Consider the following 20,997-nt stretch of genomic DNA (forward strand, 5'->3'; position numbering starts at 1 on the left):
CACGACAGCGTAGGGGACACCGCAAACGCATTGGGTCCGAAAGGGTTGCGGCCCCTACACTTGGAGCGTGCCCCGCGGAGATGGACGCCTGACCCACGACCTCGATCCCCAGGACGCCGGACCCCAGGACGCGTGTGGCGTCTTCGGAGTCTGGGCGCCCGGCGAAGAGGTCGCCAAGCTGACCTACTTCGGCCTCTACGCGCTGCAGCACCGTGGGCAGGAATCTGCCGGCATCGCGGTCAGCAATGGCCGACAGATCCTCGTCTACAAGGACATGGGGCTCGTCTCCCAGGTGTTCGACGAGGCCACGCTCGAGTCGCTCAAGGGCGAGATCGCGATCGGGCACGCCCGCTACTCCACGACCGGTTCCAGCGTGTGGCACAACGCCCAGCCGACGTTCCGCCCCACGGCGGCCGGCTCGGTCGCCCTCGGCCACAACGGCAACCTGACCAACACCGCCGAGCTCATCGAGCTGCTGCGCGAGCGCGACCTCGAGCTGGGCCGGGCAGCCGGCAAGGGCGAGACGGCCACGTCCGACACCTCGGTCATGGCCACCCTGTTGTCGTCCTACCCCGACCGCTCGGTCGAGGAGGCCGCCCTCGAGGTGCTGCCCAAGCTGCGCGGCGCGTTCTCGCTGGTCTTCATGGACGAGAACACGCTCTACGCCGCGCGTGATGCGCAAGGCATCCGCCCCCTCGTGCTCGGCCGGCTCGAGCGCGGCTGGGTCGTCGCGAGCGAGACCGCAGCCCTCGACATCGTCGGCGCCTCGTTCATCCGCGAGGTGCAGCCCGGCGAGTTCATCGCGATCGACGAGAAGGGCCTGCGCACCGAGCACTTCGCCAAGCCCGAGCCCAAGGGCTGTGTGTTCGAGTACGTCTACCTCGCCCGTCCCGACACCACGATCTCCGACCAGCGGGTCTTCTCCGTGCGTGCCGAGATCGGCCGTCGCCTGGCGCGCGAGTTCCCGGTCGACGCCGACCTCGTCATCCCGGTGCCGGAGTCCGGCACCCCCGCGGCGATCGGCTACGCCGAGGAGAGCGGCATCCCGTTCGGTCACGGGCTGGTCAAGAACTCCTACGTCGGCCGCACCTTCATCCAGCCCTCGCAGACGCTGCGCCAGCTGGGCATCCGGCTCAAGCTCAACCCGCTCCGCGACGTCATCGCCGGCAAGCGGCTCGTGGTCGTCGACGACTCCATCGTCCGCGGCAACACGCAGCGGGCCCTCGTCCGCATGCTGCGCGAGTTCGGGGCCGCCGAGGTGCATGTCCGCATCTCGTCGCCGCCGGTCAAGTGGCCCTGCTTCTACGGCATCGACTTCGCCTCGCGTGCCGAGCTGATCGCCAACGGCATCTCGGTCGACGAGATCTGCCGGTCGATCGGCGCCGACTCCCTGGCCTACGTCACGCTCGACCAGCTCGTCGAGGCGACCAACGTGCCCAAGGACAACCTCTGCCGGGCCTGCTTCGACGGCATCTATCCCGTGGCGCTGCCCGAGGACGACCTCATCGGCAAGCATCTGCTCGAGGTCCAGGACACCCTGCCCCTCGAGGTCCTCTGATGGGCGAGCCCACGTCCTACGCCAGCGCGGGGGTCTCGATCGAGGAGGGCGACCGCGCGGTCGAGCTCATGAAGGAGTGGGTCGAGAAGGCCCGTCGTCCTGAGGTCGTCGGTGGCATCGGTGGCTTCGCCGGACTGTTCGACGCGACAGCCCTCAAGTCGTACACGCGCCCCCTGCTCGCCACCTCCGCGGACGGGGTCGGCACCAAGGTGCAGATCGCGCAGCGCATGGACAAGCACGACACGATCGGCTTCGACCTCGTCGGCATGCTGGTCGACGACCTGGTGGTGTGCGGCGCGGAGCCGCTGTTCATGACCGACTACATCGCCTGCGGCAAGGTCGTCCCCGAGCGCATCGCCGACATCGTCAAGGGCGTCGCCCAGGCGTGCGCCGAGAGCGGCACCGCCCTGCTCGGCGGCGAGACCGCTGAGCACCCGGGCCTGCTGGCGCCCGACGAGTACGACATCGCCGGTTCTACGACTGGCGTCGTCGAGGCCGACAAGCTGCTGGGTGCCGAGCTCGTACGCCCTGGGGACGTCGTCATCGCGATGGCCTCGAGCGGCCTGCACTCCAACGGCTACTCCTTGGTGCGTCACGTGTTCTTCGAGCGAGCCGGCTGGGAGCTTGACCGCCATGTCCCCGACTTCGGCCGTACGCTCGGCGAGGAGCTGCTGACGCCGACGCGCCTCTACACGCTGCCGTGCCTCGCCCTTGCGGACGCTGTCGAGGTGCACGCGATGTCGCACATCACCGGCGGCGGACTTGCCGCCAACCTCGCGCGCGTGGTCCCCGACACCGTCTCCGTGCGCGTCGACCGTTCGACCTGGTCGCCGCAGCCCGTGTTCGGCCTCGTCGGCTCGCTCGGTGGCGTCGCGCAGGCCGACCTCGACCAGGCGCTCAACATGGGGGTCGGCATGGTCGCCCTCGTCGCCCCCGACGCGGCTGATGCCGCCATCCGCCTGCTCGCCGAGCGCGGCATCGACGCCTGGATCGCCGGTGACATCGCCGCTGCGGGTGTGCACGGTGAGGGTGGCAGCGTCACCCTGAGCGGGACGCACGACTGAGACACGCCGTCTCTGGGGGGTCGATGACGGATTTGTTGTCACCTTTGGGTACGCTTGTCGCACGACATACTGACTACTTTTCTGCGAGGGGGTCGACCCATGGGGCGCGGCCGTGCGAAAGCCAAACAGACCAAAGTCGCTCGCGACTTGAAGTACCGGACACCTGACACGGACTTCAACACTCTGCAGCGTGAGCTCCACGGTGAGTCGGGCGAACCGATTCCCCCTCAGTATCGCGACCTGGACCGAGAAGACCCGGCCGCCTCCTAGGCGCCCGGACCCTCATTCTCGCTTCGTCCGGCCCACAGGCCGGTGATCCGACAGGCGGATAGCCTGTCTGGATGTTTCGTCGGTCCCGCACGCGCTTCGAGCTGCGTCACCGCGGCTCGCTGACCCCACCGGTCGCCGGCGAGAGGTTGGACGCGTTCAGCGTCGACCACCTCGGGCGGCCCGTGATGCTGTGGGGCGGAGACGGGATCGCGGCGGTCCAGGTGGCAGATCGCGATGCCGTCGTGCTGCAGGAGTGGCCGCCGAGTGACTGGACGCTCCAGCCCCTGCCCGACGGACGGTTCGTCGTCGTGGGCTCGCGTGCCGAGTGGCGGGACGGGTTGGCTGAGGACAACGCGTACGTCTACGCCTCTGACGGCTCGTTGGAATTGGCGGGCTGCCTCGGCGACGGGATCGAGCACGTGCAGACGTCGGCTGACGGCGGCATCTGGGTCGGCTACTTCGACGAGGGCATCTTCGGCAACGACGGTTGGGGCAGCCCGGGCCCGGAGCCCATCGGCTCGGCAGGGATCGTCCGGTTCTCGTCGGACCTCCAGGTGAGGTGGGAGTATCCGGCTCAGCAGCAGGAGTCCATCGACGACTGCTATGCCCTCAACGTCACGGGCGGCGACGTCTGGGCTTGCCCCTACTCCAGCTTCGATGTCGTGCGCATTCGTGACGGAGCAGTGCGAAGGTGGGTCAACGACGTGACGGGCGCGACGGCGATCGTCGTGAGCGGCGACTCCGTGGCGCTCTTCGGCGGCTACCAGGACCGCGATCGGCTCGTCGTCGGGTCGCTCGGCGACGACGAGCTCGACGTGCAGGCGACCGGGCGGCTGACCATGCCGGACGGCCGACGACTCCCGGAGGACACGTTCGTCGTCGGCCGCGGCGCGGAGCTCCATGCCTTGGTGGGCTCCGACTGGTTCAGCTGGTCGTTGGACCAGGCCTGATCAGCTGGTCGGCAGCCAGACCGAGCGGAGCCGGCCGACCTCGCGCATGCGCTGCTCGGCCATGCGGTCGGCGGCGATCGACGGCGGCACGCCTTCGGACTTGGCGCGCTCGAGCACACCCAGCGTCGTGTCGAAGATCGTCGTGGCGCGCATCTTGGCCCGATCGAAGACGAAGCCCTCGAGCTCGTCGGCGACCTGGATGACACCGCCGGAGTTGACGCAGTAGTCGGGCGCATACGTGATGCCGCGCTCGTCGAGGCGCTTCTCGATGCCCTCGTGGGCCAGCTGGTTGTTGGCCGCGCCACACACGATCGTCGCGGTCAATGCCTCGATCGACTCGTCGTTGAGGGCGCCGCCGAGGGCGCAGGGAGCGTAGATGTCGAGCGGTTCGCGGATCAGCGCGTCCGTGTCGACGACCGACGTGATCGAGGGGTAGGTCTGCTTGAGGGCGGCGACCGCATCGGCGTTGACGTCGGTGACGACGACCTGGGCGTCCTCCTCGACCAGACGACCGACGAGGTGCTTGCCGACCTTGCCGACGCCGGCCACGCCGACGCGCTTGCCAGCCAGGGAGGTGTCGCCCCAGAGGTGCTGCGCCGAGGCGCGCATGCCCTGGTAGACACCGAAGGCGGTGAGCACCGAGGAGTCGCCGGCGCCGCCGTGCTCGACCGTGCGGCCGGTCACGAAGTCGGACTCACGGGCGATGATGTCCATGTCGGGGCTGAACGTGCCGACGTCGCACGCCGTGTAGTAGCGACCGCCGAGGGTCTGCACGAAGCGGCCGTACGCACGCAGCAGCGCCTCGGTCTTGATCTTCGTCGGGTCGCCGATGATGACGGCCTTGCCGCCGCCGAGGTCGAGACCCGCGAGCGCGTTCTTGTAGGCCATGCCCTGTGACAGGTTGAGGACGTCGGTCAGCGCGTCCTGCTCGGAGGCGTACGGGTAGAAGCGGGTGCCGCCCAGGGCAGGGCCGAGGGCGGTGGAGTAGATCGCGATGATGGCCTTGAGGCCCGAGGCCTCGTCGTGGCAGAAGACGACTTGTTCATGTCGGCTGCCGAAGGCGGAGGGCGCGCTGCTGCTGGAGTCGGTCACGGTAGTGCTCTCTGTCGTGGATGGCGGAGGTGCGTTGGTGGGCACTTCCATCGGCGAAGCCGCGGGGTGGTGCGGCTTGGCAGAGACTCTACCGCTCAGCGAGGCCTCGGGAGGACGTACTTCGGCGGCCGTGCGGCACGGTCCTCCGGCGGAGTGCGCACCGCCGTGGTCGTCCCGTCCTGCCACACGACGAGCGCGGTGCGGTCCGGGCGACCCTCGAGCCACGACCCGGCGCCCATGCCGTGCGCGTATGCCGCGGTCGCATCGATGTCGGCCCAGGTGAGGGACGACGTGACGACCGTGACCGAGGCGATGCCGGATGGAGGCCGGCCGGTGCGCGCGTCGACGAGGTGTTGACCGCGATGCAGCGTGCCCGACGTGGCCACGGCACCGTCCGCAATCGGCACGAGGCCGAGCAGCTGCGTCGAGTCGTGGGGGTTCTCGAGGCCGATGCGCCACGGGCCCGCGCCGGGCACGACGGTGCGACAGACCATGTCGCCGCCCGCCGAGAGGCAGAAGTCCGTGTCGTCGAGCTCGCGCAGCCTCGTGGCGGCGCGATCGACCGCCCAGCCCTTCACGACGCCGCTGGGGTCGAGCGAGGTGACGCCCTCGGCATCGATCCGCCAGACGTCGAACGCCCCGCCCGATGCCACGGCAGCCTCGGCGCCCAGGGCCAGCACCTCGCGGACGACCGGCGATGCGTCATCGAGCGAGAGCGTCCCGCGGTTGATGCGGGAGACGTCGGAGTCGTCCCGGTAGGTGCTGAAGATGCGGTCCGCCTGGCGCAGCGAGTCGACGACGGTCACCCACGCCTGGTCCGCCACGGCATCAGTCGTGTGACGACCGCGCAGAGCGAGCGTCACCGGCATTCCCATGACGTGCTCGACCCGTCGCGTCGTCACAGCCCGGCCTTGTCGAGCGCTCCCTGAAGGGAGGTGGCATAGCCCTGGCTCGTCACGGTCGCGCCGCTGATCATGTCGACCGTGCCGTCCTGGGACTCCAGCGTGGCCTTCGTGAGGATCGGGAGGGCGTACGCATTGATCTCGGCGTCGCGTCCGTTGCCGTTCGGGTAGACCGGCACCGTCACGTCGGTGATCTTGCCGTTCGTCACGGTGATGGCGACCTGGACCGGTCCCCACTGCGTGTCGGTCGACGGCCCCGTGTACGTCGTGCCGCTCGTGGTGGAGCCGGTGTCGGAGCTGGTGCTCGAGCTGGACGAGGACCCGGCAACCGGGGGAGCGAGGACGCTCGTCGCAGCCGGTCCGGCGGTGGACGTGTGATAGCCGAACAGCAGCACGACGGTGGTCACGGTGCTGAGCAACCAGAGGACGATGCGCTTCATGCGGTCACCAGCTGAACGTCTCGAGGTGGATCTGCTCCGGCGGGACGCCGGCCGCAGTGAGGGTGCGCACGACCTCGTCGGTCCACGCGGTCGGACCGCAGACGTACACGTCGCGCTCGTCGATGTCGGGCACCCAGAACGTCAGCGACGTACGGTCGTCAGCGTCGCCGGCGTGCGCTCCGAGCCATGAGTCGCTGGAGCGGCGGTGTCCCGGCAGCCACAGCAGCTCCAGGCCGCGGGTGCGGGCCAGGTCCTGCAGCTCGGCCGACATGAGCGGCTCGTCGCGGTAGCGCTGCAGCAGGACCGCCTCGCCCGGCTGGTAGTCGAGCGCTTCGCCGAGGGCGCGCAACGGTGTGATGCCGACGCCCGCTCCGATGAACGCGAGCTTGTCGCGGGTGCGGGCGCGGTCGCCGAGGCGTCCGTACGGCCCCTCGAACATCACGCGAGTGCCCGGCGCAAGGGTCCGCAGCCGGCGACTCTCGTCACCGAGGTCCTTCACCGTGATGCGGAGGGTGTCGTCGGTCGGGGCGGCGGAGAGCGAGTACGGATTGCCGCGCGTACGTCCGGCGCCGTCGAGGAACCGCCAGACGAAGAACTGGCCGGCCTCGGCGTGCAGCCTGTCGAGGCCGCGGCCGGTCAGGTGGACCGACACGACGTCAGGGCTCTCGGCCACGACGGACGACACGCGCACGCGATGGGCGAGTGAGCGCTGGACCGGCAGTGCCACCCGGAACACGACGATCGCCAGCGCAGCCGTCGCCCACGCGCTCCACCAGAACACCGTGGACGCTTTCGAGGCGAGGAGCTCCTGCCCGGTCCAGAGCTGATGGGGCAGCGCGAGACCCACGCCGAGGTACGCGTACAGGTGCAGCAGGTGCCACGACTCGTAACGAAGGCGCGCCCGCGCTGCGCGGATGCTGGTCACCGCGACCATGACGAGGCACCAGGCCCCGGCGACGGCCAGCAGCATCCCCGGGTCATCGATCGTCATCCGCCACGTCTCGGCTGGCACCCGCGGAATCGTGCCTCCGGCGTACCCCCAGATGATCAGCACGACGTGCGTGAGCATCAGGGTGAACGACGTGAAGCCCACCAGCCGGTGGAGGTGGGCCAGTCGGTCCTGGCCGAACGCGTGCTCAAGGACCGGGAGGCGAGCCATCAGCAGCACTTGAGCGAGAAGCAGCACGGACGCCATCAACCCGGTGAGGCGCCCGGTCGACAGGAGCGCGGAGTCCCAGCTGCCGAGGTCCCGGATGCCGCCGCCGGCCACCCACCAGTAGGCCACCAGCAGCAGGCCGAGCCACAGCGTCGCCATGGCAGCGAGCCGGGCGGCGGCGTCACGACGTGCCCGCCGGCCCCGCGCGGCGTAGGTCGAGGCGTTCCGACGAGCGCCCGCAGTCAGGGTCGTCATGCCGGGTCGTTGTCGCCGTTCGGCTGGTCGCCCGACCGGTTGTCGGGCTGGTTGCCGGATGCGGGGCCCTGGCCCGGTCCGCCACCGCGCTGGCCGTACTCGTGGTTCCGGTCGCGGAAGTCCGGCCGGCCGTCGCCCGGGGCGAACCGGCTCATCCGGTCGTCGCGGCCGTCGTCGCCGCCCGCGGTCGCGTGCCCGATGCCGAAGCCGAGGACGCCGCCGGCCAGCGCCAGTCCGGCGCCACTGGTCAACAGGATGTTGCGCGTACGCGGGCTGGAGAACACCGGGGTCTTGGTGTCCTGCCTCGTGCTGGCCTCGGGAGCCGCAGCGGGTGCGGGGGTCGGCTGCTCGACCGTTGCCTGCTCGGTGGTGGACTGCTCGTCCTCAGGGGTCTTCTGCTCGTCGTTCATGGGTGCTCCTCCGTGCCTTGGGAGTGCCCAGCATGTGCAGCGGACCTGAGGTGCGCCGCAGGACGACCTGTGAGCGGGCTGTCAGTCGTCGTCGCGGGCCGCTCGCTCGGCGGCCGCCTCGGGATCCGGGACTCCGCGGAACGTACGGAAGCTGTAGACGATGAACGCGAGGGCGATGAGCGCCGACAGGATCAGCGTGGCGCCTGTGCCCCAGCCACCGATGAGCCACCAGCTCTCACGCAGCGGCCACCAGCCCGGGGCGTCGGGGCGGATCCCCCAGTAGATGCCGACCGCCGCGATCGCGAGAGCTCCGGAGCAGCTGGCGATGATGCGCGGCCAGGTCTGCACACCGTCGGCGGCGGCCTTGTAGGCCACGACCTTGACCGGCTCGAGCCGTCGCTCGGCCCATTCGTACTGCTCGGACAGGATCGCCAGCCCGCCCACGACCATCAGCAGCCCGGGTCCCGGGAGCACCAGTGCGGCGATGCCGCCGACCACCAGGATCCACCCGACGATCTCGAGGACCAGTCGGCGGACGGCCTTGGCGGGCTTGCGGCTCGCAGGCTTGTCGGTCACAGGGCGTCGATCTGCGTGATGGCCATGCTCCATCCTTGCAGCCGCGTGGTGGGCTAGTCCCTGACCCGTTTGGCCAGCGACTTGTCCATGCGGCGAAACAGCGGCTGCGAGACCTTGGTGACCACGCCGGGCAGCGCGGCCATGCCGAGCTCACCCATCGCCCCCGGCAGGCTCGTAACTCGTGTCGGTTTGTCGACAATTGCCTTGACGAGCCAGTTGGCCGCCTTGTCGGCACTGAGCATCGGCATCGCCTGGTAGATCGGCGTTGCGCCCGACATCTCGGTGCGGACCATGGGGAAGTAGACGGTCGTCGACGTGATGCCGTCGTGCCCGAGCTCGGCCGTGAGCGACCGGGTGAACGACTCGAGCGCCGCCTTGCTGGCGAGATAGGCCGAGAACAGCGGGATCGGCACCTGGGTCGACATGCTCGACGAGACCACGACGTGCCCGTGGCCCTGCTCGAGGAATCGCGGGACCAGCGCCAGCGTCAGGCGTACGGCGCCGAAGTAGTTGATGGCCATCGTGCGCTCGTAGTCGTGGACCCGGTCAAGCGACTCCTTGACGGGCCTGCGGATGGATCGTCCGGCGTTGTTGACCAGGACGTCGATCCGCGCGTGCTCGGCCAGCAGCTGCGCCGCGACCGCGTCGGTCGCCGCGGCGTCGGAGAGGTCGACGGCATAGGCGTACGCGCTCCCGCCCGCGGTCTCGATGCAGGCGCGGACGTCCTCGAGCTCGTCTGCGCGCCGGGCCAGCAGGCACACGGTGGCCCCGAGGCGAGCGACCTTGCGGGCGGCCTCGGCGCCGATGCCGCTGGAGGCGCCCGTGATGACGACGGTCTGGCCGCTGAGCTTCACTCCGAGTCGCCGCCGAACAGCGCGGTGAGCAGGCGCATGCAGCGTTGCATCATCTGCTCGGCGCTCTCCTCGGGGTGCTCCATCCACCAGTTCATCAGCGAGTCGACGATCCCGAGCCAGACCGCGGTCATGGCGGAGATGTCGAGCGGGTCGTCGTTGCCGGCGAGCCGCATGAGCTCGGTGACACCTTCGTCGGCGAGCTTGCCGATGCGCTCGGCGTAGCCGTTGATCGAGTCGGCGATCGCGCCGGTCGAGGGCGCGGTGGGATCGAAGAAGAGGCGCCAGAGGTAGGGCTGGGGCTCAAGCAGAGTGAACATCCCGGCCAGCGTCGCCATGCCCCGCTCGATGCCGACGGCCTCGCCGCGGGCGATGCGTTCGATCTCGTCGGCGAGCAACGCGCCCCCGCGGTCGAGGCAGGCTTCGTAGAGCCCTTCCTTGGAGCCGAAGTAGTTGTAGATCAGCGGCTTGGAGATGCCGGCCTTGTCGGCGACCGTCGCGACCGATGTCGCGGCGAACCCGTGCGTGCCGAACTGCTCCGACGCGATGTCGAGGATCTGCGTCTCCCGGTCCAGGCGGGGGACGCCCTTGGTGCCTGCGTTGGGTCTGACCACGGCAGCAGTCTAGCGGCGCGATGTGATCTCATGGTAACTTACCCAAAGGTCATATCAGTCTGGAGGAGCCATGCAGGAGTTTTTCGACCCGCTGAAGAACCCGACCCTCGTTGCGGCACCGTTCTTCGTCCTGTCGTTGCTGATCGAGCTCGCCGCGTTCAGGTTCCTCGAGACCGACGAGGAGATGCGCGGCTACGAGCGCAAGGACGCACGCACCAGCCTGATCATGGGGATCGGCTCGATCGTGTCGAGTGCGGTCTTCAAGCTCGGCACGCTCGTGGCGTTCGTCGCGATCAGCGTGCACCTCGCGCCGTGGCACCTGCCGGATGACGCCTGGTGGTCGTGGACGGCCCTGATCCTGGGACTCGACCTGGCGTTCTACCTCCAGCACCGGTTCGTGCACCGGGTCCGCATCGGCTGGGCCGCGCACCAGGCGCACCACTCGAGCGAGTACTTCAACTACTCCACGGCGCTGCGCCAGAAGTGGAACCCGTGGGCCGAGGCGCTGTTCTGGCTGCCGTTCCCCTTCCTGGGCTTCGAGCCGTGGACGCTCTACGTCGCGTTCTCGATCAACCTGATCTACCAGTTCTTCGTGCACACCGAGCGGATCGGCACGATGTGGCGGCCCATCGAGCTCGTCTTCAACACCCCGTCGCACCACCGGGTGCACCACGGCAGCGATCCGGAGTACCTCGACAAGAACTACGCCGGGATGCTGATCATCTGGGACCGCATGTTCGGCACGTTCCAGAAGGAGCTGTTCCGTCCGACGTACGGGCTGACGGTGCCGGTCGACACCTACAACGTGCTGCGGCTGCAGTGCGGCGCCTTCGCCGAGCTGTTCCGCGACGTCCACAACGCGAAGAACTGGCGGGAGAAGCTCGGCTACGTCTTCATGCCGCCGGGCTGGCACCCGGGCGAGAAGCGGGCCGAGGCGGAGCAGCCGCGCGAGACGCAGTCGGTGTGACCGACCGGCAGCTGGTCGTCGTTGCCGCGGTGTTCGCCGGCTTCCTCACGGCGTGCGACCAGCTGATCCACGTCCGGACCGGCACGCTGGTCTATCACTGGGGGCCGCAGGTGTGGGACCAGACGATCATCGTCCCGATGACGTTCTTCCTCGCCGGCGTCGCGATGCTCCTGGTGAGCCGGCGGGTCCAGCAGCACGAGCTGCGCCGGCGCCGGGCCGCGCTCAGTCTCGGCCTGGTGATCGCGGCGTACCTCGTGTCAGGGCTGCTGGACCCCGACCTCGCCTGGCCGTATGCGGTGGTGCTGCTGGTGGTGTGGGTCGTACGGCTCGTGCTGCGGCGCGAGCGTGGCATCGCGGTCGCAGCCTGCGGGGCCATCGCCATCGGTGGCGTCCTTGGCGAGTCGGTGCTGTCGGCACTCGGTGAGTTCGACTACGCGGCACCGGACGTCGTCGGTGTGCCGTGGTGGCTGTTCCCGCTCTACCTCCACGGAGCGCTGGCCGCAGCCGATGTCGTCGCGCTCGTACGTTCGAGGGCTAGCGCTGTGCCCGCCGGGCGTCGTACCTGACGCCGAGCGCGAAGAACGCCATCGTCACGGCGGTGCCGACGATGACGGTCGCCCCGTCGCTGAGCACGTCGTTGACCGCCAGGACGGCGACGAGCGCGAGCGTCACCACGACGTACGCTGCGATCTTCCAGTCGTCGCCGATGACGAAGTCGTACCAGAACAGGCCGAAGGCCTTGAGGAATCTCATGCGGCTGCCTCCGTCGGAGCGGACGTGCGGGAGCGGCCGAGGCCGGCGATCACGAGTCGGGTCACCGCGAACCACCCGGCCACCAGGACGATGAGGGCGACCTTGCCGCCCGGCCAGTGCAGGCTCTCCTCGCCGTCGCGGAAGTAGCCGACGCCTTCGAGGGCCCAATAGGTGCCGAACGACGCGAGCATGACGCCGACGCCGTACTTCAAGGTGTTCTCGGGGATGCGCGACAGCGGTTTGCGCAGCGCGACGCCGAGCGCGATCACGATGACGCCGGCGACCACGGCACCGGCGACGGCCATGCCGAGCGCGTCGGCGGAGAGGCCGAAGGTGACGACGATGAAGACCACCTCGACGCCCTCGAGGAACACGCCCTTGAACGACACCATGAAGCCGAAGAGGTCGATGCCGGCGTACGTCGTGCGGTCCGCCTCGCGGGCGGCCTCGGTCTGCTCGGCGAACTCCGCGTCCTCGTCGTGCAGCGCCTTGAGGCCCGAGGCGCGCAGGCACGCCTTGCGCAGCCACTGCAGCCCGAAGATCAGCAGGAGGGTGCCGATCGTGAGCTGCAGCAGGGACTCCGACAGCCAGGTGCTGATCGCGACACCGAGGACCGCGGTGAACGCCGTCAGGGCGATGAGGGCCGCCACGGTGCCGGTGATCGCGGACCGCCAGCCGCGCGTCACGCCCATCGCGAGGACGATCGTGAACGCCTCCACGAACTCCACGAAGGAGGCGAAGAAGACCGCGCTGACGAGCGCCGCGGTCGTCCCGTCCATGGCTAGATGCTCCTCGTCATGCCACCGTCGACCGGAAGCATGACGCCGGTCAGGAAGCCGGCTGCGGGTGACAGCAGGAACGCCGCGGTGCGACCGAACTCCTCGGGCCTGCCGTAGCGACGCAGCGGGATCGTCTGCTCGGTCGCCGCACGGGCCGCCGCAGGATCGTCCGCCATGGAATCGAGGTGGCGTACGCGCTCGGTGTCGACCCGGCCGGGCAGCAGCCCGTTGACGCGGATGCCGCGCGGCCCGAGCTCGTCGGCGAGGTTCTTGGCAGCCATGGCGAGACCGGGACGCAGTCCGTTGGAGATGCCGAGGTTGGGGATCGGCGCCTTGGCCGACGTCGAGAGGACGAAGGCGATCGAGCCACCCTCACCGAGCTCCTCCGAGATCGCGACGGCGAGGCGGATCGCGCCGAGGAAGACGGTCTCGAACGACGAGCGCCACTCGTCCTCCGTACGATCGAGGATCGCGCCGGCAGGCGGTCCGCCGACGCTGATCAGGGCCCCGTCGAGCCGTCCGAACGCGTCGCGGGCAGCCCGGATGAGCTGGTCGGGTGCGGTCGGGTCGGCGTTGTCGACCGCGACGCCGATCGCCAGCTCACCCAGCTCGCCGACCGCGCGATCGACCGACTCCCGTGAGCGGGACGAGATCACCACGCGGGCACCGTCGTCGACCAGGGCGTGTGCGGTGGCAAGTCCGAGGCCACTGGCGGCACCGGTGAGGAGATAGACGCGATCGCGAAGCCCGAGGTCCATGCCTTCAGCCTAGGCCGGTCCCAGTCAGCAAGCGGCCGGACGTCGTGTCTCGGGTTCCTTCGCAGGGCGGTGGGCTGGATCGAACGCCGAGGCGCCGGGTACGACCTAGGTCACCGCCAACCGCAGGCGCCGTCTCTCGTGCCAACCGCGGGCCACAAAAAACGGGCCCCGCTCGTACCTCGCGGAACCCGTGTCTTGTGGCCAGGGCCGGGGTCGAACCGGCGACCCTCCGCTTTTCAGGCGGATGCTCGTACCAACTGAGCTACCTGGCCGTGCCCGCGAACGAGCGACGATCACCTTATCGCACCGCCCCGGTGCGGTTGAAATCGGCAGCAACGAAAAACCCACGCACCTGGACTCAGGTGCGTGGGTCTCGTTCAGCTGGCGACCCCGACCGGACTCGAACCGGCGACCTCCGCCGTGACAGGGCGGCGCGCTAACCAACTGCGCCACGGGGCCTTGCTGTTCGCGGGTGAACCGCGCACGCAACTGTAACGTACGGGCACCCCCGCGAACAAAACGGGTCAGGCGTTCGGACGGGTCTCCGAGGGCGGCAGATCCTCACCCGGTCCGGGCTCGGTCGGTCCGGCCTCCTCGGTCGCCCAGGTGGCAGTCGACGCTGGCTCGATGGGCGGACCGCCGGTCGCTCCGCCGGCGACAGCCTGGCCGCCCGGAGGCAACGGGTTGTCCGCGTCACCGGTCGGCGCGACGGAGTCGTCGAGACGGTGCGGCTGCCGCGAGTCGACGGTGTCCGGGCCCTGCCTGACGGTGCGCAGCCACAGGATGCCCACCGCCACGATGAGCAGGATGACGATGATGACGAGCCACTTCATGAGGTGTCCTCCCTGTCGGGCGCCGGGCGGCACGCGACGTGCCCCCGAGGCACTCTCACCAGCCTAGCCGCGGCGTGGCGTAGCGCATGTCCGAGCGATCGTAGGCCCGTGTCCACGCTGTGAACACGGCGTTCCCGGGTGCCGAACCGCGCTTGTATGGCGTCATGACTGCTCGCCCCACGACCGACGCACCCCTGTCGCTGGCCGAGCTCGCCGCCCTGACGAGCACTGTCGCCGAGGACGTTCGCGCTGGCCTCTACGAGGTCCACGCCGACCAGGAGAGCCGGTGGCACGTGAGGCTGCGATGCGATGACCAGGTCGACGTGTGGCTCATCAGCTGGACCACCGACCAGGGCACGCAGCTGCACGATCACGGCGGCTCGTCGGGCTCGTTCACGGTCGTCAGCGGTGAGCTCAGCGAGGCCGTCTGGACGCCGGGCGCCGAGGTGCTCGCCGAGACCGTACGCGGCGAGGGCGACTCGGTGATCTTCGGCGAGCACTACGTGCACGACGTGCGCAACGTACGGACCGAGACCGCCGTCAGCGTCCACGCGTACTCGCCGCCGCTGTCGCTCATGAACTACTACGACGTCGACGGCCACCAGCTCACCAAGCTCGCGTCGATGTGGACCGACGACCCCGAGGCTCCGGCCCCGTCGCTGAGGCAGGCGTCGTGACGACGTACGCCTCGGTCGACGACCTGTTGGCGTCCGCCAGGGGGTCCCTCGAACGACTCGAACCCCTCGAGGCGTACGCCCGCGTGACCACGGGCGCGCTGATCGTCGACATCCGTCCTGCGTGGCAACGGGAATCAGATGGCGAGATTCCCGGTTCTGTCATAGTCGAGCGCAATCATCTGGAGTGGCGTCTGCATCCGGCCTCGGGTGCGAGCCTGCCCCAGGCGCGAGACGGACAGGAGTGGATCGTGGTCTGCACCGAGGGTTACACCTCATCGCTCGCGGCTTCCGCGCTCGTCTCGCTCGGCCTGCCGGCGAGCGACATCGTGGGTGGCATCCACGCGTGGCGCGCTGCCGGCCTGCCCGTTGCGACGGGTCCCACGCCGGTCGAGACGGTGGTCGGTGTCACCACCTCGTCATGAGATGACGTTCCGTTCGCATTGCCGCGCGGGGTGGATACACGCCAGACTGTCCGAAGCCCGTTTGCCCAGTTCAATGCCTACCTATCGCGAAACGCGGAGGACCGCATGATCGAGTACCGCTCCATCGGCAAGACGTTCGCAGACGGCACCGAGGCGGTCGGGGACTTCAGCCTCCAGCTCCCGTCGCGTACGACCACGGTGTTCGTCGGCTCGTCCGGCTGCGGCAAGACGACGCTGCTGCGCATGGTCAACCGGATGGTCGATCCGTCGCACGGCCAGGTGCTGATCGACGACGTCGACGTCGCGACTCGCAACAAGGTCGAGCTGCGGCGCAGCATCGGCTACGTCATGCAGGAGGCCGGCCTGCTCCCGCACCGCAAGGTCATCGACAACGTCGCGCTGATGATGCGGCTCAAGGGCGCGAGCAAGAAGGAAGCCCGCGACCGCGCCCACGAGGTGCTCGAGACGGTCGGGCTCGACTCCTCACTGGCCAACCGTTATCCGGCCCAGCTCTCGGGCGGCCAGCAGCAACGTGTGGGCGTGGCCCGCGGGCTCGTGACCGATCCCAACATCCTGCTGATGGACGAGCCGTTCGGCGCGGTCGACCCCATCGTGCGCGACGAGCTCCAGCAGGAGCTGCTCCGCCTGCAGCGTGAGCTCGACAAGACCATCGTGTTCGTCACCCACGACATCGACGAGGCGTTCCTGCTCGGCGACCAGGTCGTGATCCTCAAGAAGGGTGGCGAGATCGCCCAGGTCGGCTCACCCGCCGACATCCTGGCCAAGCCGGCCAACGACTTCGTCAGCAGCTTCATCGGGCTCGACAAGGGGCGCCGCACGCTGCACGTCGAGGAGCGCAACGGCACCCGCATCGTCGTCGACGAGTCGGGCAAGGCCACAGGAGTCCTGGCCGAATGACCGAGCGCCAGCGAAGGAATCAGGCATGACCTGGTTCAACGCCAACACCGACAAGGTGTGGGACCTCCTGCTGAGCCACCTGTGGCTCAGCGGGCTGCCGATCCTGCTCGGATTCGTGATCGCGGTCCCGATCGGCTGGTTCGCCAACCGGCACCGCAGGCTCAGGGGCACGATCCTGAGCCTCGGCGGCATCCTCTACACGATTCCGTCCCTGGCGTTCTTCCTCGTCCTGCCCAGCATCATCGGCACCGGTTTCCTCGATCCGGTCAACGTCGTGGTGGCGCTGACCGTCTATGCCGTGGCGATCATGGTTCGCTCCGCCGCGGATGCTTTCGAATCGGTCTCGCCGGCGGTGCTCGACGCTGCGACGGCGACCGGTTTCGCGCCGGCCGGGCGGGCCTTCCTGGTCGAGCTGCCGCTCGCCGGTCCGGTGCTGCTCGCCGGCCTGCGGGTCGTGGCGGTCAGCACCGTGAGCCTCGTGAGCGTCGGCGCCCTGATCGGGGTCAGCAACCTCGGCTCGCTGTTCACCGAGGGCTACCGCACCGACAACGACGCCGAGATCCTGATCGGGGTCATCGGCATCGTGGGCCTCGCCCTGCTGTTCGACCTCGTCCTGGTGATCGCGGGTCGGCTGCTGATGCCGTGGGCGTACACCGGCGGGCAACGCACGCCGATCAAGCCCATCGTCTCGTTCGCCCAGCACTTGGGGGGTGTTGGTTGATGAGCGTGCTCAACGACACCGTCGACTGGCTCGGCGACTCGGCCAACTGGTCGGGCGACGACGGCATCCCGCACCGGCTGGCCCAGCACCTCGACTACACCGCCTTGACCGTCGTGATCGCCGCCGCGATTGCGATCCCGATCGGGTTGTGGGTCGGGCACACCGGACGGCTGCGTGGGCTCGCTGTGATCAGCACCGGTGCGTTGCGGGCGCTCCCCACGCTCGGCGTGCTCGCGTACGCCTCGCTGTTCTCCGGCATCGGCATCAAGCCGGCGATCTTCACGCTCGTGCTGCTCGCCATCCCGCCGTTGCTGGCCGGCGCCTATGCCGGCCTCGAGTCGGTCAACCGCCAGACGATCGACGCCGCACGGGCGATCGGCATGACCGAGTGGCAGATCCTCCGCAAGGTCGAGGTGCCGCTCGCGCTCCCCTTGATCATCGGCGGATTCCGCTCGGCGACGCTGCAGGTCGTGGCGACCGCCACGGTCGCCGCCTACATCCCCGGACCGGGCGGCCTCGGCCGCTACCTGATCGACGGCCTCGCCGTCAGCGACTACGCCCGCATCGTCGGCGGCTCCGTCGTCGTGATCGCCCTCGCTCTCGTCCTCGACGGACTCTTCGTCATCCTCCAGCGAGTCGCCCTCGGCTCGCGTCCCTCCCGCACGCCCACCGTGGCGTGAGCAACCCCTCAAGGAGAAACATGTCCATCACCAAGCTCACCGCCGGCATCGCCGCCGTCGCCGCCCTGGGTCTGTCCCTGTCGGCGTGCGGCAGCGACCCGACCGACTCGAGTGGCAAGAAGTCCGCCGGTGACACGATCACCGTCGGCTCGGCCGCCTTCCCCGAGAACGAGATCATCGCCGAGATCTACGCCCAGGCACTGGAGGCCAAGGGCGTCAAGGTCAAGAAGAAGCTCAACATCGGCGCTCGTGAGGTCTACATCCCCGCGCTCAAGAAGGGCGAGATCGACCTGCTGCCGGAGTACTCGGGCAACCTGCTGTCCTACCTCGACCCGAAGGCGACGGCCACCTCCGAGGCCGACATCGAGGCGGCACTCGACGACGCCCTTCCCGACAACCTTGACGTGCTGGACGCCGCCAAGGCCGAGGACAAGGACTCGCTCAACGTCACGCCGGAGTTCGCCGCCAAGAACAACGTCAAGACCATCGAGGACCTCAAGAGCGTCAAGGACCTGACCCTCGGCGCCAACCCCGAGTTCAAGGAGCGTGCCTACGGCATCCCGGGGCTCGAGAAGGTCTACGGCATCAGCGGCATCAAGTTCGTCCCGATCGGCGACGGCGGTGGGCCCAAGACCCTCAAGTCGCTGCTCGACGGTGACATCGACGTCGCGGACATCTACTCCACGACGCCGTCGATCCTGGCCAACAAGCTCGTGACGCTGGAGGACCCCAAGAACCTCATCGCCGCGCAGCAGGTCATCCCGCTGATCAACGACGACAAGGCGTCCGACAAGGTCGAGAAGGTCCTCGACGACATCTCGGCGCAGCTGACGACGGCCGACCTGCTCGACCTCAACAGCAAGAACCAGGGCGCCGACAAGACCGCCCCGGCGGTGCTGGCCAAGCAGTGGCTGACCGACAAGGGCCTCATCTAGTCCCTCAGCAACAACGAACGGCCCGGCCACCGCGAGGTGACCGGGCCGTTCTCTCTTCTCCTTGCGACAAGCTCAAGGAGCTTGCCGGTCCCGCCTAGACGAGCGCGGGCTTCGGGGCGTACGCGTCCTCGGCGCTCTTGACCTCACCGAGGCGCTCGAGCCGGCCGCGCAGCTTGAGCAGCAGTGCCGGCATCAGCACGAGGCGGACGAGCGTCGCGTCGATCAAGATGGCGACCGAGAGGCCGATGCCCATCTGCTTCATCTCGAGCATGCTCAGCGTCGCGAAGACCGCGAACACCGAGACCATCACGACCGCCGCACTGGTGACGACGCTGGCCGTGTCGCGGATGCCGAACTCGACAGCCCGCTCGTACGGCAGGCCGTTGCGAAGGCCTTCACGGACCCGGCTCAGGACGAACACGTGGTAGTCCATCGACAGGCCGACCAGGACCACGAAGCAGAACAGCGGGATCCAGTCGACGACGAATCCGGAGGACTCGTAGTTGAGCAGGCCGTTGAACCAGTCGTGCTGGAACACGAGCGTCAGGACACCGAACGCGGCACCGACCGACAGCAGGTTGAGCACCGTCGTCAGCATCGCGATCGTGACGCTGCGGAACGTCCAACCCATCATGACGAGCGTCAGGACCAGCACGAACGCGATGACCCAGGGAAGGGTCGACGGCTGGTTCTCGTAGTCGAAGTTCTCCGCGACCGTGCCACCGACTGCCGTCGTCGTGGCCTGGAGCGAGTCCGTCGCCCGCGGGACGATCGCGTCACGCAGCTGCGTGAGGGCGGCGTCGTTGCGGACATCGCCCTCAGGATGTGCCGCGTACATCGACAGCTCGACGGTGCGGCCGTCCTTCGACACCGTGATGGCGTCGTCGGGGGCTGTCGCGATTCCGGCGTCAACGGCGTCGGCCTGGACGGCCTCGAGCGCCGACCGCGCGGCGTCCGTGCTGCCCTTGCCGGTGTGCACCAGCACGTCGATGCTGGGCCGCTCCGACGGGAAGCTCTGCTGCAGCCGCTGGTACGCCTGCACCGCCGGGATGTCCTGCGGCAGGGTGTCGATCGTGCCCTGATGCATCTTCATGCCGAACGCGGGGACCGCGAGAGCCAGCAGGACGCCGCCGGAGATCACGGCTGCCGCCACAGGCTTGCGGATGACCGGACGGATCAGGCGACCGCTGATGCCGCCCGCGCCGATACGTCGGTTGAGGCGCCACAGCAGGGGGATGCGGGGACGGTCGACCCAGCGGCCGAGCTTGGCCAGCAGGGCCGGCAGCACGGTCAACGAGCCGATCACGGCGACCACGACCACGAGGATCGAGCCGACGGCGAGCGCGCTGAAGACCGGCTCGCGGGTGATGAAGAGGCCCGACATCGAGACGACGACGGCGAAGCCGGAGACCACGACCGCGCGGCCCGAGGTCGCCGCAGCGATCTCGATCGCGTCCACGGTGGACCGCCCGCGCATCCGTTCCTCCCGCTCGCGCTTGAGGTAGAACAGCGAGTAGTCGACCCCGACCGCCATGCCGATCAGCAGCACGACGTTGGCGACGGTGCCCGAGTCGGGCACGAGGTACGACACCGGGGCGTACAGGCCGAGGCCCGTGAAGACCGACGTGATCGCCAGCAGCACGGGGATGCCGGCCGCGATGAACGCACCGAACGCGACGAGCAGGATCAGGAACGTGATCGGCAGGCTCATCGACTCGGCGGAGGCCAGGTCCTCGGAGACCTTGTCGTTGATGCCCGCGTCGAGCGACGCGTCGCCGGCCTGCTCGACGTCGAGCCCCGGGTTGGCCTTCTGGACCTTCGCGGTGGCGTCGATCAGCGCCCCGACATGGTCCGCTGCGGCGTCCTCGTCGCCTGACATCGTGATCGGCACGAGCAGGGCGTCGTGCTTCTCCGACCAGATGGGTGGCCCGACGTCGGAGACGCCCGTGACGTCGGTTGCCGCCTTGGACACCTGGGTCGCGGCGGCCTCCGCCTTGGCCGTGTCGAGCGAGCCCTTGGGGGCGGTAATGAGGACGGACTCGGTCGGGCTCCCGGCCAGGCCGGCGTCGTCGATCATGGCGGCGGCGCGACCTGACTCGCCGACGCGGAAGTCCTCGTCGGCGACCTGCTTGGTCTGCACGGTCATCATGAGGGCGATCGCCGACGCGACGAACGCGACCCAGAGGCCGATCGCTCGCCACGGGTGCGTCGCGCTCCAGCGGGCGACTCGTACGGTGGGGGAGTTCGAAGACATGATGTGTCCTTCTCTCGTGGTTGACGTTGGCCTCCAGCCTCGTGAATCGCGAGCCGCGTCGACATGGTGCTGGAACCCCGATCGGAAGTAGGCCTGAGCCCACTGTCAGACGGATGCCGATGCGCGAGGATTGGGTGATTCACCCCCACGATTCGGAGTCCC

The 20,997-nt window shown here is 69.0% G+C and carries 25 protein-coding genes and 2 tRNA genes; 12 read left to right on the top strand and 15 right to left on the bottom strand.

Translation table 11 applies throughout. From position 1 onward, the window contains the following. Positions 1–67: 67 nt before the first annotated feature. The 4 genes from purF (at position 68) to ASC61_RS09130 (ending at position 3,842) form a co-directional block, all read left to right on the top strand. Complete coding sequence (purF, locus tag ASC61_RS09120; protein WP_056211159.1) at positions 68–1,558, top strand: amidophosphoribosyltransferase; 1,491 nt, start codon at positions 68–70, stop codon at positions 1,556–1,558. Then, entirely contained in the window at positions 1,558–2,622 is a 1,065-nt protein-coding gene (purM, locus tag ASC61_RS09125) for a phosphoribosylformylglycinamidine cyclo-ligase (protein WP_056211161.1), read from the top strand. The genes purF and purM overlap by 1 nt, the downstream gene beginning before the upstream one ends. A 99-nt stretch (positions 2,623–2,721) precedes the next feature. Continuing rightward, positions 2,722–2,892, top strand: a complete 171-nt coding sequence (locus ASC61_RS19375; RefSeq protein WP_082530552.1) for a DUF3073 domain-containing protein — start codon at positions 2,722–2,724, stop codon at positions 2,890–2,892. 71 nt (positions 2,893–2,963) lie between these two features. After that, on the top strand, positions 2,964–3,842 hold the full coding sequence (locus tag ASC61_RS09130; protein ID WP_056211163.1) for a hypothetical protein: 879 nt from the start codon (positions 2,964–2,966) through the stop codon (positions 3,840–3,842). On the opposite strand, the gene ASC61_RS09135 is transcribed toward ASC61_RS09130, so the two are convergent. From ASC61_RS09135 to ASC61_RS09170, 8 genes are all read right to left on the bottom strand, one after another. After that, positions 3,843–4,934 (bottom strand): Glu/Leu/Phe/Val dehydrogenase dimerization domain-containing protein, encoded by a 1,092-nt coding sequence (locus ASC61_RS09135; RefSeq protein WP_056211165.1) that lies wholly within the window; start codon positions 4,932–4,934, stop codon positions 3,843–3,845. A gap of 95 nt (positions 4,935–5,029) precedes the next feature. Continuing rightward, a complete protein-coding gene (locus tag ASC61_RS09140; RefSeq protein WP_235503521.1) occupies positions 5,030–5,836 on the bottom strand; it encodes an FAD:protein FMN transferase in 807 nt (268 codons plus the stop codon). Then, positions 5,833–6,276: an FMN-binding protein gene (locus ASC61_RS09145; RefSeq protein ID WP_056211168.1), complete on the bottom strand. Its 444-nt coding sequence runs from the start codon at positions 6,274–6,276 to the stop codon at positions 5,833–5,835. The genes ASC61_RS09140 and ASC61_RS09145 overlap by 4 nt, the downstream gene beginning before the upstream one ends. 4 nt (positions 6,277–6,280) lie before the next feature. Continuing rightward, positions 6,281–7,687: a ferredoxin reductase family protein gene (locus tag ASC61_RS09150; protein WP_056211170.1), complete on the bottom strand. Its 1,407-nt coding sequence runs from the start codon at positions 7,685–7,687 to the stop codon at positions 6,281–6,283. Further along, the gene (locus tag ASC61_RS09155) at positions 7,684–8,097 is read right to left on the bottom strand and encodes a hypothetical protein (protein ID WP_056211172.1); all 414 of its coding nucleotides are present in this window, start codon (positions 8,095–8,097) and stop codon (positions 7,684–7,686) included. The genes ASC61_RS09150 and ASC61_RS09155 overlap by 4 nt, the downstream gene beginning before the upstream one ends. 81 nt (positions 8,098–8,178) lie before the next feature. Then, a complete protein-coding gene (locus ASC61_RS09160) occupies positions 8,179–8,673 on the bottom strand; it encodes a PGPGW domain-containing protein (protein ID WP_056211175.1) in 495 nt (164 codons plus the stop codon). Positions 8,674–8,726: 53 nt separating this feature from the next. Next, positions 8,727–9,527: an SDR family NAD(P)-dependent oxidoreductase gene (locus ASC61_RS09165; protein ID WP_056211177.1), complete on the bottom strand. Its 801-nt coding sequence runs from the start codon at positions 9,525–9,527 to the stop codon at positions 8,727–8,729. Continuing rightward, positions 9,524–10,138 (bottom strand): TetR/AcrR family transcriptional regulator, encoded by a 615-nt coding sequence (locus tag ASC61_RS09170; RefSeq protein ID WP_056211180.1) that lies wholly within the window; start codon positions 10,136–10,138, stop codon positions 9,524–9,526. Before ASC61_RS09170 ends, ASC61_RS09165 begins: the two co-directional genes overlap by 4 nt. Positions 10,139–10,208: 70 nt before the next feature. On the opposite strand from ASC61_RS09170, the gene ASC61_RS09175 reads away from it, so the two are divergent. Next, on the top strand, positions 10,209–11,105 hold the full coding sequence (locus ASC61_RS09175) for a sterol desaturase family protein (protein WP_056211182.1): 897 nt from the start codon (positions 10,209–10,211) through the stop codon (positions 11,103–11,105). Beyond that, a complete protein-coding gene (locus ASC61_RS09180; RefSeq protein ID WP_056211184.1) occupies positions 11,102–11,671 on the top strand; it encodes a DUF2878 family protein in 570 nt (189 codons plus the stop codon). Before ASC61_RS09175 ends, ASC61_RS09180 begins: the two co-directional genes overlap by 4 nt. Here ASC61_RS09180 and ASC61_RS09185 read toward each other — a convergent pair. From ASC61_RS09185 to ASC61_RS09210, 6 genes are all read right to left on the bottom strand, one after another. Continuing rightward, complete coding sequence (locus tag ASC61_RS09185; RefSeq protein ID WP_056211185.1) at positions 11,640–11,858, bottom strand: hypothetical protein; 219 nt, start codon at positions 11,856–11,858, stop codon at positions 11,640–11,642. The two genes, ASC61_RS09180 and ASC61_RS09185, sit on opposite strands and share 32 nt — an antisense overlap. After that, positions 11,855–12,637, bottom strand: a complete 783-nt coding sequence (locus ASC61_RS09190) for a COG4280 domain-containing protein (RefSeq protein WP_056211187.1) — start codon at positions 12,635–12,637, stop codon at positions 11,855–11,857. Before ASC61_RS09190 ends, ASC61_RS09185 begins: the two co-directional genes overlap by 4 nt. A gap of 2 nt (positions 12,638–12,639) precedes the next feature. Further along, entirely contained in the window at positions 12,640–13,395 is a 756-nt protein-coding gene (locus ASC61_RS09195) for an SDR family oxidoreductase (protein WP_056211189.1), read from the bottom strand. A gap of 198 nt (positions 13,396–13,593) precedes the next feature. After that, positions 13,594–13,667, bottom strand: a tRNA-Phe gene (locus ASC61_RS09200). Positions 13,668–13,777: 110 nt separating this feature from the next. After that, a tRNA-Asp gene (locus tag ASC61_RS09205) sits at positions 13,778–13,854 on the bottom strand. A gap of 65 nt (positions 13,855–13,919) precedes the next feature. Then, positions 13,920–14,228 carry a hypothetical protein gene (locus ASC61_RS09210; RefSeq protein WP_056211190.1) on the bottom strand — a complete coding sequence of 103 codons (309 nt, stop codon included), beginning with the start codon at positions 14,226–14,228 and terminating at the stop codon, positions 13,920–13,922. A 164-nt stretch (positions 14,229–14,392) separates the two neighbouring features. Here ASC61_RS09210 and ASC61_RS09215 point away from each other — a divergent pair, with 164 nt between their 5' ends. The 6 genes from ASC61_RS09215 to ASC61_RS09240 all read left to right on the top strand — a co-directional run bounded on the left by ASC61_RS09215 (position 14,393) and on the right by ASC61_RS09240 (position 18,581). Then, positions 14,393–14,905, top strand: a complete 513-nt coding sequence (locus ASC61_RS09215; protein ID WP_056215503.1) for a cysteine dioxygenase — start codon at positions 14,393–14,395, stop codon at positions 14,903–14,905. Then, positions 14,902–15,327 carry a rhodanese-like domain-containing protein gene (locus ASC61_RS09220; RefSeq protein ID WP_056211191.1) on the top strand — a complete coding sequence of 142 codons (426 nt, stop codon included), beginning with the start codon at positions 14,902–14,904 and terminating at the stop codon, positions 15,325–15,327. Before ASC61_RS09215 ends, ASC61_RS09220 begins: the two co-directional genes overlap by 4 nt. 105 nt (positions 15,328–15,432) lie before the next feature. Further along, positions 15,433–16,245: an ABC transporter ATP-binding protein gene (locus tag ASC61_RS09225; RefSeq protein ID WP_056211192.1), complete on the top strand. Its 813-nt coding sequence runs from the start codon at positions 15,433–15,435 to the stop codon at positions 16,243–16,245. Between the two features lie 25 nt (positions 16,246–16,270). Then, positions 16,271–16,966, top strand: coding sequence for an ABC transporter permease (locus tag ASC61_RS09230; protein ID WP_056211193.1), 696 nt, complete (start codon positions 16,271–16,273; stop codon positions 16,964–16,966). Further along, the gene (locus ASC61_RS09235) at positions 16,966–17,646 is read left to right on the top strand and encodes an ABC transporter permease (protein WP_056211194.1); all 681 of its coding nucleotides are present in this window, start codon (positions 16,966–16,968) and stop codon (positions 17,644–17,646) included. The genes ASC61_RS09230 and ASC61_RS09235 overlap by 1 nt, the downstream gene beginning before the upstream one ends. Before the next feature lie 20 nt (positions 17,647–17,666). Further along, complete coding sequence (locus ASC61_RS09240) at positions 17,667–18,581, top strand: ABC transporter substrate-binding protein (RefSeq protein ID WP_056211195.1); 915 nt, start codon at positions 17,667–17,669, stop codon at positions 18,579–18,581. Between the two features lie 94 nt (positions 18,582–18,675). Here the strand turns inward: ASC61_RS09240 and ASC61_RS09245 are convergent, their stop codons facing one another. Beyond that, the gene (locus tag ASC61_RS09245) at positions 18,676–20,835 is read right to left on the bottom strand and encodes an MMPL family transporter (protein WP_056211197.1); all 2,160 of its coding nucleotides are present in this window, start codon (positions 20,833–20,835) and stop codon (positions 18,676–18,678) included. Positions 20,836–20,997: the final 162 nt, after the last annotated feature.

Origin of the sequence: Aeromicrobium sp. Root344 (assembly GCF_001425755.1) — a bacterium.
Taxonomy (GTDB): Bacteria; Actinomycetota; Actinomycetes; order Propionibacteriales; family Nocardioidaceae; genus Aeromicrobium.

Coding starts and splice junctions, on each gene's coding strand:
- purM (WP_056211161.1), top strand. CDS start 1,558: ATGGGCGAGCCCACGTCCTACGCCAGCGCGGGGGTCTCGATCGAGGAG.
- ASC61_RS19375 (WP_082530552.1), top strand. CDS start 2,722: ATGGGGCGCGGCCGTGCGAAAGCCAAACAGACCAAAGTCGCTCGCGAC.
- ASC61_RS09130 (WP_056211163.1), top strand. CDS start 2,964: ATGTTTCGTCGGTCCCGCACGCGCTTCGAGCTGCGTCACCGCGGCTCG.
- ASC61_RS09145 (WP_056211168.1), bottom strand. CDS start 6,276: ATGAAGCGCATCGTCCTCTGGTTGCTCAGCACCGTGACCACCGTCGTG.
- ASC61_RS09150 (WP_056211170.1), bottom strand. CDS start 7,687: ATGACGACCCTGACTGCGGGCGCTCGTCGGAACGCCTCGACCTACGCC.
- ASC61_RS09155 (WP_056211172.1), bottom strand. CDS start 8,097: ATGAACGACGAGCAGAAGACCCCTGAGGACGAGCAGTCCACCACCGAG.
- ASC61_RS09175 (WP_056211182.1), top strand. CDS start 10,209: ATGCAGGAGTTTTTCGACCCGCTGAAGAACCCGACCCTCGTTGCGGCA.
- ASC61_RS09185 (WP_056211185.1), bottom strand. CDS start 11,858: ATGAGATTCCTCAAGGCCTTCGGCCTGTTCTGGTACGACTTCGTCATC.
- ASC61_RS09190 (WP_056211187.1), bottom strand. CDS start 12,637: ATGGACGGGACGACCGCGGCGCTCGTCAGCGCGGTCTTCTTCGCCTCC.
- ASC61_RS09195 (WP_056211189.1), bottom strand. CDS start 13,395: ATGGACCTCGGGCTTCGCGATCGCGTCTATCTCCTCACCGGTGCCGCC.
- ASC61_RS09210 (WP_056211190.1), bottom strand. CDS start 14,228: ATGAAGTGGCTCGTCATCATCGTCATCCTGCTCATCGTGGCGGTGGGC.
- ASC61_RS09215 (WP_056215503.1), top strand. CDS start 14,393: ATGACTGCTCGCCCCACGACCGACGCACCCCTGTCGCTGGCCGAGCTC.
- ASC61_RS09225 (WP_056211192.1), top strand. CDS start 15,433: ATGATCGAGTACCGCTCCATCGGCAAGACGTTCGCAGACGGCACCGAG.
- ASC61_RS09230 (WP_056211193.1), top strand. CDS start 16,271: ATGACCTGGTTCAACGCCAACACCGACAAGGTGTGGGACCTCCTGCTG.
- ASC61_RS09235 (WP_056211194.1), top strand. CDS start 16,966: ATGAGCGTGCTCAACGACACCGTCGACTGGCTCGGCGACTCGGCCAAC.
- ASC61_RS09240 (WP_056211195.1), top strand. CDS start 17,667: ATGTCCATCACCAAGCTCACCGCCGGCATCGCCGCCGTCGCCGCCCTG.
- ASC61_RS09245 (WP_056211197.1), bottom strand. CDS start 20,835: ATGTCTTCGAACTCCCCCACCGTACGAGTCGCCCGCTGGAGCGCGACG.